The organism is Streptomyces sp. NPDC000229, from assembly GCF_040300825.1.
Classification (GTDB): domain Bacteria; phylum Actinomycetota; class Actinomycetes; order Streptomycetales; family Streptomycetaceae; genus Streptomyces.
The window spans coordinates 38,492-52,729 of record NZ_JBEPEL010000050.1; the positions used below are offsets into that span (position 1 = coordinate 38,492).

The 14,238-nt window shown below is 71.8% G+C and carries 12 protein-coding genes; 10 read left to right on the forward strand and 2 right to left on the reverse strand.

Annotated features, from left to right (window positions below; translation table 11 throughout):
• Positions 1-141: 141 nt before the first annotated feature.
• Positions 142-549: a PP2C family protein-serine/threonine phosphatase gene (locus tag ABT360_RS22935; RefSeq protein WP_444852312.1), complete on the forward strand. Its 408-nt coding sequence runs from the start codon at positions 142-144 to the stop codon at positions 547-549.
• Between the two features lie 7 nt (positions 550-556).
• On the opposite strand, the gene ABT360_RS22940 is transcribed toward ABT360_RS22935, so the two are convergent.
• Positions 557-1,096, reverse strand: a complete 540-nt coding sequence (locus ABT360_RS22940; RefSeq protein ID WP_351819497.1) for a hypothetical protein — start codon at positions 1,094-1,096, stop codon at positions 557-559.
• Positions 1,097-1,397: 301 nt separating this feature from the next.
• Here ABT360_RS22940 and ABT360_RS22945 point away from each other — a divergent pair, with 301 nt between their 5' ends.
• The 4 genes from ABT360_RS22945 (at position 1,398) to ABT360_RS22960 (ending at position 6,585) form a co-directional block, all read left to right on the forward strand.
• Complete coding sequence (locus ABT360_RS22945) at positions 1,398-1,709, forward strand: DUF1490 family protein (protein ID WP_351819500.1); 312 nt, start codon at positions 1,398-1,400, stop codon at positions 1,707-1,709.
• A gap of 6 nt (positions 1,710-1,715) precedes the next feature.
• Positions 1,716-3,911, forward strand: a complete 2,196-nt coding sequence (locus tag ABT360_RS22950; protein WP_351819503.1) for a heavy metal translocating P-type ATPase — start codon at positions 1,716-1,718, stop codon at positions 3,909-3,911.
• A gap of 323 nt (positions 3,912-4,234) precedes the next feature.
• Positions 4,235-5,674 carry a glutamate decarboxylase gene (locus tag ABT360_RS22955; protein ID WP_351819505.1) on the forward strand — a complete coding sequence of 480 codons (1,440 nt, stop codon included), beginning with the start codon at positions 4,235-4,237 and terminating at the stop codon, positions 5,672-5,674.
• Between the two features lie 32 nt (positions 5,675-5,706).
• Complete coding sequence (locus ABT360_RS22960) at positions 5,707-6,585, forward strand: class II glutamine amidotransferase (protein ID WP_351819508.1); 879 nt, start codon at positions 5,707-5,709, stop codon at positions 6,583-6,585.
• 145 nt (positions 6,586-6,730) lie between these two features.
• On the opposite strand, the gene ABT360_RS22965 is transcribed toward ABT360_RS22960, so the two are convergent.
• Complete coding sequence (locus ABT360_RS22965; protein ID WP_351819511.1) at positions 6,731-6,934, reverse strand: hypothetical protein; 204 nt, start codon at positions 6,932-6,934, stop codon at positions 6,731-6,733.
• Between the two features lie 161 nt (positions 6,935-7,095).
• On the opposite strand from ABT360_RS22965, the gene ABT360_RS22970 reads away from it, so the two are divergent.
• The 5 genes from ABT360_RS22970 to ABT360_RS22990 form a co-directional block, all read left to right on the forward strand.
• Positions 7,096-7,488, forward strand: a complete 393-nt coding sequence (locus ABT360_RS22970) for a helix-turn-helix transcriptional regulator (RefSeq protein WP_351819531.1) — start codon at positions 7,096-7,098, stop codon at positions 7,486-7,488.
• Positions 7,489-7,540: 52 nt separating this feature from the next.
• Entirely contained in the window at positions 7,541-7,987 is a 447-nt protein-coding gene (locus ABT360_RS22975; RefSeq protein ID WP_351819513.1) for a VOC family protein, read from the forward strand.
• 730 nt (positions 7,988-8,717) lie between these two features.
• Positions 8,718-9,635: a S1 family peptidase gene (locus tag ABT360_RS22980; RefSeq protein ID WP_351819516.1), complete on the forward strand. Its 918-nt coding sequence runs from the start codon at positions 8,718-8,720 to the stop codon at positions 9,633-9,635.
• Positions 9,636-9,907: 272 nt separating this feature from the next.
• On the forward strand, positions 9,908-12,754 hold the full coding sequence (locus tag ABT360_RS22985; protein WP_444852310.1) for a PQQ-dependent sugar dehydrogenase: 2,847 nt from the start codon (positions 9,908-9,910) through the stop codon (positions 12,752-12,754).
• 21 nt (positions 12,755-12,775) lie between these two features.
• On the forward strand, positions 12,776-14,238 hold a 1,463-nt coding region (locus ABT360_RS22990), incomplete at its 3' end, for a ThuA domain-containing protein (protein WP_351819519.1).

A 14,238-nucleotide genomic window follows, 5' to 3' on the forward strand; every position in this document is an offset into this window, starting at 1 on the left:
GACCGAGGGCAGTGACTCCGCGGACCTGACGCGTGGCCGCGCCGCCCCTGTCGTGGCCCGGCTGGGGGTGGAGGAGCAGGCCGTCGAATCCATCGGGACCAGTCTGGACGAGCGGACCACCTGCGCGGAGCGGCCACCTGCCTGCTCGTCCGGGTCGATCCGGCGCGCGGCAAGGCGGCGTTCGCCAGTGCCGGGCACCTCCCGCCTGCCGTGTTCGCCGTGGGCGGCACCGGGGAGCTGCTGCACGTGCCGGCCGGGCCGGCGCTGGGGACGGGCGTGGGGGGTTATGAGCTGAGCGTCCGCGATCTCGACCCGTCGGAGACGCTGGTGTTGTGCACGGACGGCCTCGTGGAGCGGCGCGGCGAGGACATCGACGTGTCGCCGGCACGGCCGGCCGCGCTGCGTCTGCCGCCCGGGCCGGGACGCAGGGAGCTGCTCGACCAGGTGCTCGCCCGGCTGGAGGCGCACGGGGCGGAGGACGACGTGGCGGTGCTGGCCGCACGCATCCGCCACCGTCCCGGGCGGCACCTGGCGGGACCGGCGGTATGAGGAGGCTCTACAGAGTGCTCCCCCGGGCGGCGATCTTCGACAACAGTTTTTTGTCCAGGAGGAGCAGGGCGGTGAGGGCGTGCCGGGACGCCGCCGCCAGGAGATCCAGGTCGACGGTGTGGCGGTGGTGGCGGGAGGTGTCGCGGAGGCACTCCTCGAGCTCGGTGAGCGGCCCGTCGAATCCGCCGCACATCACGGCGGCCGTCCGCAGTGCCTGGACCAGGTCCTCGTCGAGGTCCTGTCCGCCGCTGGTCTCCAGGAGGGCGGGTATGAGGTTGCTGATGTGGAGCAGGCTGTGGAGCCTGCGGACAAGCTGTGGCCAGTGGTCGTCGGGGGTGTCGGGGGCGCCCCAGGCGGCCCGTGCCGCCTGGATGTCCTGGTGCAGCTCCCGCGCGATCCGTATTTCGGCCCGGCGCGGCTGCTGGGCCTTGAGGGCCCAGGAGATGCCGGCGTCCGCGGCCGCGTCGTAGGCCGCCAGCCGGAGTTGCACGAACTGGTCGGGCCGCGTGCACGGGTCGATGCCCTTGGTCAACTCGAAGTCGTCCATGGGCGGACCGTATCGGCACGCCAGGGGGCGGCGCACCGGTCCCGGCGAAACCCGTTACATGCGGTGGCTCGTACCGGCCGTTCCCGTTGCGTTGGGTGTCCGACCAGGTACGGAGCACTACGGTCGCCGCTTCGTCCGGGGCACGTGCGGCAGGGCGGTGCCACACTGGAGGGGAGGCGGTCGACCGGTTTCGCACCCTCGTTCCCCGAGCGCGTATACGTTCCTTTCCCTTCCGCGTTCCGCCTCCCGGTCCCGCCTCCGCGTACCGCGTACCGCGTCCACGAACGCAAGGAGGCCTCAGATGCATCCCGCAGCAGTCGCCGGCGCGGCCGTCGGCCGGCTGGCCCACCATGCCGTGTCCGGAGTCGTCGGGGGGCTGGTCATCCGAGCGGCCGTCAAGGCGGCGCCCACGGCGAAGCCCGCCGCCCGCAGGGCACTGGTGAACGGCATGGCGGGTGGCATCGTGGCGGGGCGCCGGCTGGGAGCCGCCGCCGAGGAGGCGCGGTTGAAGGCCGGTGACCTGCTGGCGGAGGCCCGGCAGCAGTTGGGCGAGGAGGCGCCGCCGCCGTCGGCGGTGGGCGTCGAGGGCCACGACCACGATCACGAGCACTGACCGGCCATGTCCGGCGAGGGATCGGTCGTCGTCCGTTCCGCCGCGGCCGGCCGGGTACGGCTGACCGTGCCGTGGCTCCAGCGGCGCCCCGGCTGTGCGGGGGTCGTGGACGAACGGCTGGCGGATGTGCGGGGCTTCCGGGCGCTGCGCGTGTTCCCGCGCACCGGTTGCGTACTGATCTGGGTGGAGCCGGACCTGCTGGACGTCGACCGGCTGGTGGCCGCCCTGTCGGAGAGGCCGCCTCCCGGGGCGCCGGACAGGGCGAGCCGCTCGGTGCCGGACTCCTCGACGGGGGAGGTCGCCCGACTGGTGGTGGGCGGGGCGGTGCTGGTGCTGGTGGGCGCGCGGCGGCTGCTGGGCCGGCCGCCCTGGGGACCGACCCGGGCGTCGGGCCTGCTCGGTGTGGTGACCGTGTTCACCGGGCTGCCGTTCTTCAGGGGCGCCGTGCGGTCGCTCGGCGGGAAACGGCACGCGGGCACGGATCTGCTGGTCACGGCGGCGACGGTGATCTCGCTGGTGCTGCGGGAGAACGTGGTGGCGCTGATGGTGCTGTGGCTGCTCAACATCGGTGAGTTCCTGCAGGCGTTGACGCTGCGGAGGACGCGGCGGGCCATCGAGGAGTTGCTGACCATCGGTGACGAGCGGGTCTGGCTGGTTCGCGAGGGCGTCGAGGTGGAGGTGGGTCTCGACGAGGTCGAGGCGGGTGACCTGGTCGCGGTGTACGAGCACCACCGCATCCCCGTGGACGGGACGGTGGACTCCGGTGAGGCGCTGGTCGACCAGGCCGCCATCACGGGCGAGGCGCTGCCCGTGTACGTACAGCCCGGCGCCGAGGTGTACGCGGGCACCATCATCACCAACGGGTCGCTGACCGTCCGCGCCACCTCGGTGGGGCGTGACACCACCGTCGGCCGGATCATCGGCCGGGTGGAGGAGGCGCAGGCGGACCGGGCGCCGATCCAGACGGTCGCCACGGGGTTCACCCGCCGGTTCGTGCCGGTCTCCTTCGCGCTGGCCGCCGTCACCTTCGCGCTCACCCGCGACGCGCGGCGCGCCATGACCATGCTGCTGGTGGCGTGCCCGTGCGCGGTGGGGCTGGCGACGCCCACGGCGATCAGCGCCGCCATCGGCAACGGTGCCCGGCACGGCACGCTCATCAAGGGCGGCACCCACCTGGAGGGGATCGGCCGGGTGACCGCCGTGGTGTTCGACAAAACGGGCACGCTGACGCTGGGACGGCCGCTGGTGACCAGCGTCGTCACGCTGGACGAGGCGTTCACCGCCGACCAGGTGCTGAGCCTGGCGGCCTCCGGTGAGCTGCACGCGCGCCACCCGTTGGCGGAGGCGATCGTCCGCCGTACCGAGGAGCAGCATCTGCACATCCCCATCCACCAGGCGTGCGAGGTGGTCCTCGGTATGGGGGTGCGGGCCGAACTGGACGGCAGCCGGCTGCTGGTGGGCAGCCCGGCGCTGCTGCGGCGGCACGGTCTGGCGCTGCCGGAGGTGGCCCGGGAGTGGACCGGGAGGCTGCGGGCGGCGGGTGAGACGGTGATCTGCCTGGCGCACGACGACCGGCTGATCGGCATGCTGGGCCTGTCCGACGCGGTACGCGGCGGGGCCGACACCGTGATCCGTCAGCTGACCGAGCTGGGGGTGTCGCGGATCGCCCTGCTCACCGGTGACGCTCCGGAGACGGCGCAGGCGGTGGCGGACGCGCTGGGCATCGCGGAGGTTCACGCGCACGCGCTGCCGGAGGCGAAGCTCCAGCTCATCCGCGACCTGCGCGACGAGGGGCACACCGTCGCCATGGTCGGCGACGGCACCAATGACGCGCCCGCGCTCGCCCTCGCGGACGTGGGGATCGTGATGGGCGCCCACTCCTCGCACGTGGCGCTGGAGACGGCCGACATCGCGCTCGCCGGCAACGACCTGCGTCAGGTCGTCGCGGTCGTGGAGCTGAGCCGCCACACCCTGCGGGTCGTGCGCCAGAACTACGGGCTGTCCATCGGCGTCAACCTCCTCGGGCTCGTCGCCGGGGCGGGCGGTTCGATCAACCCGGTGCTGGCGGCGCTGCTGCACAACACCAGCAGCATCGCGGTCGTCGCCAACTCCGCCCGTCTGGTGAGCCATACACCGCACCTGCCCGACGGGGCACCTCCGCGGCTGGGCGTCGCGCCGCTGGCGGAGAAGCGCGTCCGCTGACCTCACCCGTGGTGGACCTCCCCTCCGCGTCGGCGTCCGGGCGGAGGTCCCGGAGCGGGCGGACATGCTCTTGCACCGCTCGAAGGGCTGGGCACCCGGGTGGTGCTGCTCAGGCCGACACGTCACCGACCGCGCGACGGCGCTGCGGACCGCGCGTACGGCCACGCCGCCTCCCAGGTGGGGGGCAGGCGGCCATCGTGTCGGCGCGTGGCCGGGTGTTGGGCCATTCCGGGGGGAATGGCGGCGGCGGGCGGGGCGGGGCCTCGAAGGGCGGGAAGGGCGCATGAAGGCACGGGCCGATCCGTGCGGAAGGACGCCGAGCGATGCCCCTGAACCGAGCGAGCCGTTCCCGGCACGACGTGCGGCGCAGCCGCGACCTCCAGCTCAACCCGCTCTTCAGCCGTGAGCCCGTCACCGTTCCGCGCCATGCCCTGCCGGACGAGGCGATGGACCCCGACACCGCCTACCAGCTGGTGCACGACGAGCTGATGCTGGACGGCAACGCCCGGCTGAACCTGGCGACGTTCGTCAGTACGTGGGCGGAGCCTCAGGCCCAGCGCCTGATGGCCGAGTGCGCCGACAAGAACATGATCGACAAGGACGAGTACCCGCAGACCGCCGAGCTGGAGACGCGGTGCGTGCAGATGCTGGCCCGCCTCTGGCACGCCGAGGGCCCCCACCAGGTGGTCGGCTGTTCCACCACCGGGTCGAGCGAGGCGGCGATGCTGGCCGGGCTGGCGCTCAAGCGGCGCTGGCAGCACCGGCGCCGGGCGGCGGGCGAGCCCGCGGACCGGCCCAACCTGGTGATGGGCATCAACGTGCAGATCTGCTGGGAGAAGTTCGCCGACTACTTCGAGGTCGAGCCCCGCTACGTCCCCATGGAGGGTGACCGGTACCACCTGACACCGGAAACCGCGGTCGAGCTGTGCGACGAGAACACGATCGGGGTCGTCGCCGTACTGGGCTCGACGTTCGACGGCAGCTACGAGCCCGTCGCGGACATCGCGGCAGCCCTGGACGATCTGGAGGCGCGCACGGGCCTGGACGTGCCGATCCATGTGGACGGCGCGTCCGGGGCCATGATCGCGCCGTTCATCGATCCCGGCCTGGAGTGGGACTTCCGGCTACGGCGGGTGGCGTCCATCAACACGTCCGGGCACAAGTACGGGCTGGTGATGCCGGGGGTGGGCTGGGCGCTGTGGAGGGACGCCGACGCGCTCCCCGACGACCTCGTCTTCCACGTCAACTACCTGGGCGGGGACATGCCGACCTTCGCGCTGAACTTCTCCCGGCCCGGCGCCCAGGTGATCGCGCAGTACTACACCTTCTTGCGGCTGGGTTTCGACGGCTACCGCCGGGTGCAGCAGACCTGCCGGGACGTCGCGATGCGGCTGGCGGGGCGCATCGCCGGACTGGGGCCGTTCGAGCTCGTCACGGACGGCGGGCAGGCGCCGGTGTTCGCCTTCCGGATCAGGGAGGGCGTCGAGGCGTACAGCGTGTACGACGTGTCCGCGGCGCTGCGAGAGCGTGGCTGGCTGGTGCCCGCCTACACCTTCCCGAAGAACCGCGACGATCTCGCGGTGCTGCGCGTCGTCGTACGCAACGGCTTCGGACACGACCTGGCCGACCTGCTCCTGGACGACCTGCGCCGGGTGCTGGCGCGGCTGGAGCGCCAGCCCGGTCCGCAGCGCGACGCCGACGACGCCGGCGGCTTCGCCCACGGTGCCGAGACCAAGGATCCCAGGCGGCCCGGAAGACACTGAGCGCGATCAAGGATCGGCGGAGAGGAGCCCCCATGTGCCGGCTGTTCGGGATGAGCAGCGCCCCACGGCGTACGCGTGCCACGTTCTGGCTGCTGGACGCCCCCGACAGCCTGCGGGACCAGAGCCGGCGCGACCCGGACGGCACGGGCCTCGGTCACTTCGAGGACGACGGCACCCCCCGGGTCGACAAGGCGCCCATCGCCGCCTACCGGGACCGCGCCTTCGCCGAGGAGGCCCGGCGGGTCCGTTCCGCCACGTTCCTCGCCCATGTCCGCTACGCGTCCACGGGTGGTCTGGCGGCCCGCAACACCCACCCGTTCCTCCAGGAGGGGCGGCTCTTCGCCCACAACGGGGTGATCGAGGAACCGGAGGCGCTCGATGCCGAGCTGGCGGAGGACCGGGCGCTGGTGGCGAGGGACACCGACTCGGAGCGCTTCTTCGCGCTGATCACCCGGCGCATCCGGGCCCATGGCGGCGATGTCACCGCGGGGATCGAGGACGCCGCCCGCTGGGTCGCCGGCCGCCTGCCCCTCTACGCCCTGAACCTGATCCTCGTCACCCGCGACGAGCTGTGGGCCCTGCGCTACCCCGACACCCACCGCCTGTACGTCCTGCACCGCCCGCCCGGCGGCCACCACGGCGACCGGCACCTCGACCACAGCGGTGCGGAGGGCCGGATGCGCGTCCACTCCTCCGACCTGACCGGCGCCCCGGCGGTCGTCGTCGCCAGCGAGCGCATGGACGACAACCCGCACTGGCGGCTCATGGAGCCGGGCGAGCTGCTCCACGTGGGCCCTGACCTCGGCGTCAGCAGCCGTATCGCGGTACCGGACCGCCCGGCGCGTCCACTGCACCTGGCGGATCTGCGCCCCGAGGCCGCGGCGTCGCAGACGGCCTCCCCTCCGCCTTGACGGATGCCATGCGGCGTGGCCGCCGGACACACCCCGGACCTGCCGTCCCCGCGACGGCCCGTCCCCGTGGCGGCCGTCCCCACGACGGCCCGTTCCCATGGCGGCCCGTCCCCGTTGCTGGCCGTTCCCGCCGTGCCCGGCGCGGTCAGGAGGAGCGTCCGCCCCGGCGGTGCTTGTCGTTCTGCACCGACTCCTGGCCGGTCCGGCTGGGCGTGAGGGTGTCCGCCGCTTCCCCGTCGTGCTCGTCCGGGCCCCCGTCGTCGAGGCGCAGCTCGGCCTCCTCGAACTCGTCCAGGACCTCTTCGGCGGCGGTCTTGGGCTCGTGGTCGTTGTGATCGCGGTCCTTCATGTCCTCTCCCGTCCTCTCCTTCACCCGGCTTCCCTGGTGTCTCCCGACTTCCTCGCAGCCCGGCTCTTTACACCCCGGGCGTTGTCGGTGCCGCATGCCAGCATGGGAACGTGACGACGCACCTGGGCCACCTGAAGCAGCTGCGGCTCGCCAAGGACGCGATGGACCGCGACTGGGCCGAGCCGCTCGACCTGGACGCGGTTGCGGCGCACGCGGGGTATTCGCGCTATCACTTCGTCCGGGCGTTCAAGGCGGTGTACGGGGAGACGCCCGGCCAGTACCTGTCGAGGCGGCGCATCGAGCGGGCGGAGGAGATGCTCCGCACCGCGAATCTCTCGGTCACCGAGATCTGCACGCTGGTCGGCTTCACCAGCCTCGGTACGTTCTCGGCCCGCTTCAAGAAGGAGACCGGCCTCTCCCCCACCGAGTACCGCGCCAAGCATGTCGGCCGCGGGGCCGCGCTCATACCCGGGTGCTACGCGATGCTGTGGGCCGGCGGGTTCCCGAACGCGCTGCCGGCGTCCGAGCACCGCAATTCCGAAGAAGCGGGCTGAGGCGTCCGCTGCCTACGGTGGCGGGGCAAGCCCGACCGCTGAGGAGCACGACATGATCAAGGGTCTCGCCATTTCCACCGTCTGGGTCCTGGACCAGGACCGGGCCAAGGAGTTCTACACCGAGAAGCTGGGGCTGGAGGTCCGTACGGACATGACGATGGGCGAGGGCGGTATGCGCTGGCTGACCGTCGGGGCCAAGGACCAGCCCGACGTCGAGCTGACGCTCATGGTGCCGAGCGCACCGGCCATGGATCCGGAGTCCGCCGAGGCGATGAGGAAGCTGGTGTCCAAGGGCGTCCTCGGTGCGGGTGTGCTGGCCACCGATGACATCCACGGGGACTACGAGAAGCTCAAGGCGCGGGGTGTGCAGTTCCTCCAGCCGCCCCAGGAGCGGCCCTACGGTACGGAGGCGATCTTCCGCGACGACTCGGGGAACTGGTTCTCCTTCACCCAGCCGCTCGAGGGCGGACTCGACCCCGACAAGGAGTGGGCCTGCTGACGCCGGCGCGCGGCCGCGATCTCGACGACCGTAGCGACCACGCCGGCCCCAGGGGCTGGATTCGGACACGACGGCGCGCTGGGCGAACGGGAGTGATTGACGCATAAGGAAGTGACGCGTGCGGTGGCCGAGTCAGTAACCGGACGACTTCGGGCCCCCGGGGCATGGCAGTGTGTCGCGCCACCGCACCCGGGGGCTCTCGCTCACTCCGTGGCGTCCTGATTGCGGGCGCCACTGCAACGCCGGCATCCGTCGGCCCGCGCCGCCGCCCGGCGAAGCGGATGAAGCCGGTCCGGCCGCAGCACCTCGCCCCCCGCCTTCCGTTGAACGCTGAACAGCATCGAACGGTGTATTCGACAGCCGACCGCGACGGCCCTCTCCCCCACCGGCTCACCGGACGGGGCCCGGCCCTCCGGACGAGCTGACGTCCAATCAGCAAACGTTCCCCGCCTTTGCTGCTCACCCCTCCCGCCCCGCCGACCGGGCGCCGCCAGAAGCACCACATCCCTCACGCGCCACCCCATAGGCGGCCCGCCCGGCCCACCCGGCATACGGGCGCGCCGAGCGCGGCCAAAAGGCGATCTTGCCCACGCACCCGACCGGAGCCCAGGATTCCTAGCGCGCCGCTTGTCAGGCACATGACGGTCACCCACCCGTCACGTACCGCCTCGCCGGCGCCCTGTCGGGCCCGCCCACCCAGCGGGCCACGGATCCCCCACCGGAGGATGCAGTGAACTTCAAGCGCTTCACCCCCCTCGGCGGCATCGCGAGAGGCGCACGGCTGACCGCCGTCACAGCCGCTCTCCTGGCCGCCTCCGCGCTTGCCGCCCCGAGCGCCGGCGCCGCCCCGCTCGACGGCGGCCGTGCCACCGCCGCCCAGCTGGCCCAGGCGAGCGACGCCGTCCTGAGCGCGGACGTACCGGGCACCGCCTGGTACACGGACGCCAAGACCGGCAAGCTCGTCGTCACGGCCGACTCGACCGTCTCGGCCGCCGAACTCGCCACGATCAAGGAGGCCGCGGGCAGCCGCGCCGGCGCCCTCGAGATCAAGCGCACCCCGGGCACGTTCAACAAGCTCATCGCGGGCGGTCAGGCCATCTACGCAGGCGGCGGACGCTGCTCGCTCGGGTTCAACGTCCGCAGCGGCAGCACGTACTACGCCCTGACGGCCGGTCACTGCACCAACATCGGCAGCACCTGGTACACCAACTCGTCCAACACCGCGGTGCTCGGCACCCGTACCGGCTCCAGCTTCCCGAACAACGACTACGGCATCATCCGCCACTCCAACGCCTCGGCGGCGGACGGCCGGGTGTACCTGTACAACGGCAGCTACCGCGACATCACGGCCGCGGGCAACGCGTACGTCGGCCAGTCCGTGCAGCGCAGCGGAAGCACCACCGGGCTGCGCGGCGGCACGGTCACCGGACTCAACGCAACCGTCAACTACGGCAACGGCGACGTCGTCTACGGCATGATCCAGACCAACGTCTGCGCCGAGCCCGGCGACAGCGGCGGCGCGCTGTTCTCGGGGAGCACCGCGCTCGGTCTGACCTCCGGCGGCAGCGGCAACTGCTCCAGCGGGGGCACCACGTTCTTCCAGCCCGTCACCGAGGCGCTGAGCGCGTACGGCGTGAGCGTGTTCTGACGCCCACGCTCCACCACACGGGTTCCACCGGCGGTCCGTCTCTCCAGGCGGGCCGCCGGTCCTTTGTCCTGCCCCAGGAAGAAGTTGCGAATGCCGCCGCGAAAGGGGTTACGCGGCCGGACCAAGCCCGCTAACTTCCTTGAAACGAACCGGTCATGAGCCGTGACCGGCGACCTTCGGCGCGACGGCGCGCGCCTGTGCTCCCCCTTGTGTTCCCCCTGCGGCCCCACACCCCGGGCCGCTGGGCTTCCCCCACCCCCAGGGAGACTCCTGTGCGCACAAGACCGATACGACCCCGCCGGGGGCCGGCCTTCCTCCTCACCGCGGTACTCGCCGCCGGCTTCCTGACGCCCGCCACCGCCATCGCCACCACCGCTGCCGCCGCCCCCGCCCCCGCCCCCGCGGCGGAGGAGTTCCAACAGGTCACCCTCGCCAAGGGCGTGGCGGAGACCGGCGAGCCGATGACCATGGCGGTACTCCCCGACCGCTCCGTCCTGCACACCTCGCGCGACGGCACCCTGCGGCTCACCGACGCCGCCGGCACGACCAAGGTGTCGGGCAAGCTCGACGTCTATTCCCATGACGAGGAAGGGCTGCAAGGCGTCGGCGTGGACCCCGGCTTCACCGCCAACCGCCACATCTACCTGTACTACGCGCCCAAGCTCTCCACCCCGGGCGGTGACGCCCCCGGTGACGGTACGGCCGCCGACTTCGCCCCCTTCGACGGGGTGAACCGCCTGTCGCGCTTCGTCCTCCGCGCCGACGGCACCCTCGACCCCGCCACCGAGAAGAAGATCCTCGACGTACCGGCCTCGCGCGGGATCTGCTGCCATGTGGGCGGCGACATCGACTTCGACGCCCAGGGCAATCTGTACCTCTCGACCGGCGACGACTCCAACCCCTTCGCCTCCGACGGCTACACGCCGATCGACGAGCGCCCGTCCCGCAACCCGGCTTACGACGCCCAGCGTTCGTCGGGCAACACCAACGACCTGCGCGGCAAGATACTGCGGATCAAGGTCGGCGCGGACGGCTCGTACTCCATCCCCTCCGGCAATCTCTTCGCGCCCGGCACCGCGAAGACCCGTCCCGAGATCTATGCCATGGGCTTCCGCAACCCGTTCCGGATGAGCGTCGACAAGCCCACGGGCACCGTGTACGTCGGGGACTACGGCCCCGACGCCGGCACCGCGAGCCCGACCCGGGGCCCGGCCGGCCAGGTCGAGTTCAACCGCATAACGAAGGCCGGCAATTTCGGCTGGCCGTACTGCACGGGCAGGAACGACGCGTACGTCGACCATGACTTCGCCGGCGGCGCGACCGGCGCGAAGTTCGACTGCGCGGCCCCGAAGAACGCCTCACCGCGCAACACCGGCCTGACCGACCTGCCGCCGGCACAGCCCGCCTGGATCCCGTACGACGGCGGTTCCGTACCGGAGTTCGGCAGCGGGTCGGAGTCCCCCATGGGCGGACCGGTCTACCGCTACGACGCCGCCTCCACGTCGACCGTCAAGTTCCCGCAGAGCTACGACGGGAACTTTTTCGCCGGCGAGTTCGGCCGCAAGTGGATCAAGCGCATCGCGCAGGGCGCCGACGGCACCGTCCAGTCCATCAACCCCTTCCCCTGGACCGGCACCCAGGTGATGGACATGGCCTTCGGCCCGGACGGAGCCCTGTACGTACTGGACTACGGCACCGGCTACTTCAACGGGGACGCCAACTCGGCCCTGTACCGCATCGAGCACGTCACCGCGGGCCGCTCCCCGGTGGCCCAGGCCAAGGCCGACCGCACCTCGGGACAGGCGCCGCTGACCGTGGCGTTCTCCTCGGCGGGCAGCTCCGACCCGGACGGCGACCCGCTGACGTACGCGTGGAAGTTCGGCGACGGAGCGACCTCCACCGCGGCGAACCCGTCCCACACGTACACGGCCAACGGCCAGTACACCGCCACCGTCACCGTCTCGGACACGACCGGCCTCAGCGCCACCGCCTCCGTCCAGGTGACCGTCGGCAACACGGCACCGACGGTGAAGCTGGAACTGCCCGTCGACGGCCGGATCATCGACCCGGGCGCGGCCGTGCCGTTCAAGGTCACCGTCACCGATCCGGAGGACGGGACCGTCGACTGCGCGAAGGTGAAGGTCACCTTCATCATCGGGCACGACAGCCACGGCCATCCGCAGACCTCCGCCACCGGCTGCTCCGGCACGGTGCAGACCATCGCGGACGGCGAGCACGACCCGAACGCGAACATCTTCGGCGTCTGGGACGCGGAGTACACCGACAAGGGCGCGAACGGCCAGCCGCCGCTGACCACGCACGACCAGAACATCAGCCAGCCCAGCCACCGGCAGGCCGAGCACTACGGCGGCTCATCGGGCGTCCAGGTCGTCTCCCACGCCCCCGCCCACGGCGGCAGGACGGTCGGGCACATCGACAACGGCGACTGGATCTCCTTCACGCCGTACGCGCTGGACGACGCCACCCGGTTCACGGCCCGAGTCGCCTCCGGCGGTATCGGCGGCACCCTGGAGGTACGGGCCGGCTCACCAACCGGCACCCTGCTCGGCACGGCGACGGTGCCGGTGACGGGCGGCTGGGAGACCTTCCAGGACGTCTCCACCACGCTCTCGAACCGGCCCGCCGGGACGACGACGCTGTACCTCGTCTTCAAGGGCGGCCCGGGCGCGCTGTTCGACGTGGACGACTTCCACTTCGGCACGGGGAGCGCGGGTCCGCGGACGGGTGCGGTGAAGGGCGTGAACGGCAGGTGCGCGGACGTCGCGGGCGGCGCGAGCACCGACGGCACCCCGATCCAGCTGTGGACCTGCAACAGCACCACGGCCCAGCAATGGACCCTCCCCGGCGACAGCACCCTCAGGGCCCTGGGCAAATGCCTGGACGTCAGCGGCGGCGGCACCGCCAACGGCACGAAGATCCAACTGTGGACCTGCAACGGCACCGGAGCCCAGCAGTGGACGCCCCGGACCGACGGCACCGTGCACAACCCGCAGTCCGGCAAATGCCTCGACGCCGAAGGCTCCACCTGGAACGACGGCACCCGACTGCACCTGTGGACCTGCCACACCGGACCCAACCAGAAATGGACCCTGCCGTAGCAGGAAGGAGGCGTAACCGCTATGCGTTCCACTCTCACCAGAGCCGGTTGCTGGCTCGCGGGCGCGCTGCTGTGCGTGTCCGCCGCCCCGGGGGCGGCCCTCAACGAGCAGGGACCGACTCTCGGTACGCGGGCTGCCGCGGACCCGGCGTACAAGATCCTCGCCTTCTCCAAGACGGCGGGCTTCCGCCACTCGTCCATCGACGACGGGCTGGCGGCGCTGCGCGCACTCGGCGGCGGCAACAACTTCACCGTCGACGCGACGGAGGACGCCCAGGCCTTCACCTCCGGGAACCTGGCGCAGTACAAGGCCGTCGTCTTCCTCTCCACCACCGGGGACGTGCTGAACGCGGCGCAGCAGACCGCGTTCGAGCAGTACATCCAGGGCGGTGGCGGTTACGTCGGCGTCCACGCGGCCGCCGACACGGAGTACGACTGGCCCTTCTACGCCGGCCTCGCCGGTGCGCTGTTCCACTCCCACCCGCACAACCAGACGGCGACGGTGAAGGTCGAGGACCGCGCCCATGACGCCACGGCGCACCTGGGCACCACCTGGCAGCGGTTCGACGAGTGGTACAACTACCGCTCCAACCCGCGTACCACCGCACACGTCCTCGCGTCGCTCGACGAGTCCAGCTACTCCGGCGGGAACATGTCCGGCGACCACCCGATCTCCTGGTGCAAGGACTACCGGGGCGGCCGTGCCTTCTACACGGGTGGCGGCCACACGGACGAGTCGTACACGGAGGCCGCCTTCCGGCGGCATCTGCTCGGCGGCATCCGCTGGGCGGCCGGGATGACCGAGGCCGACTGCCGTCCGGAGACGGGGTACGTACCCTTGTTCGACGGTTCCGGCACGGCCGGCTGGAAGCAGGCTGGGCCGGGGGCGTTCACCCTGAGCGACGGCACGCTCACGTCCCAGGGCGGTCTGGGAATGCTGTGGTATTCCGCCCGGGAGTTCACCGGCGACTACTCGCTGAAGCTGGACTGGCGGATGGACGGGGACGACAATTCGGGGGTCTTCGTGGGCTTCCCGGCCTCCGACGATCCCTGGTCCGCGGTGAACAACGGGTACGAGATCCAGATCGACGCGACCGACAGCGCGGACCGGACGACGGGCGCGGTGTACGGCTTCCAGTCGGCGGACGTCGCCGCCCGTGACGCCGCGCTCAACCCGCCCGGCGAGTGGAACACGTACGAGATCCGGGTCACGGGTGAGCGTCTGGAGGTCTTCCTCAACGGACGCAAGATCAACGACTTCACCAACACCGACCCGGCCCGGAGTCTCGCGCAGGGGCACATCGGCCTCCAGAACCATGGTGACGGCGATCAGGTGTCGTTCCGCAACGTCCGCGTCAAGACGTCCGGGGGCACCCCGCAGCCGGGCCCCCGGACGGGTGCGGTGAAGGGCGTGAACGGCAGGTGCGCGGACGTCGCGGGCGGCGCGAGCACCGACGGCACCCCGATCCAGCTGTGGACCTGCAA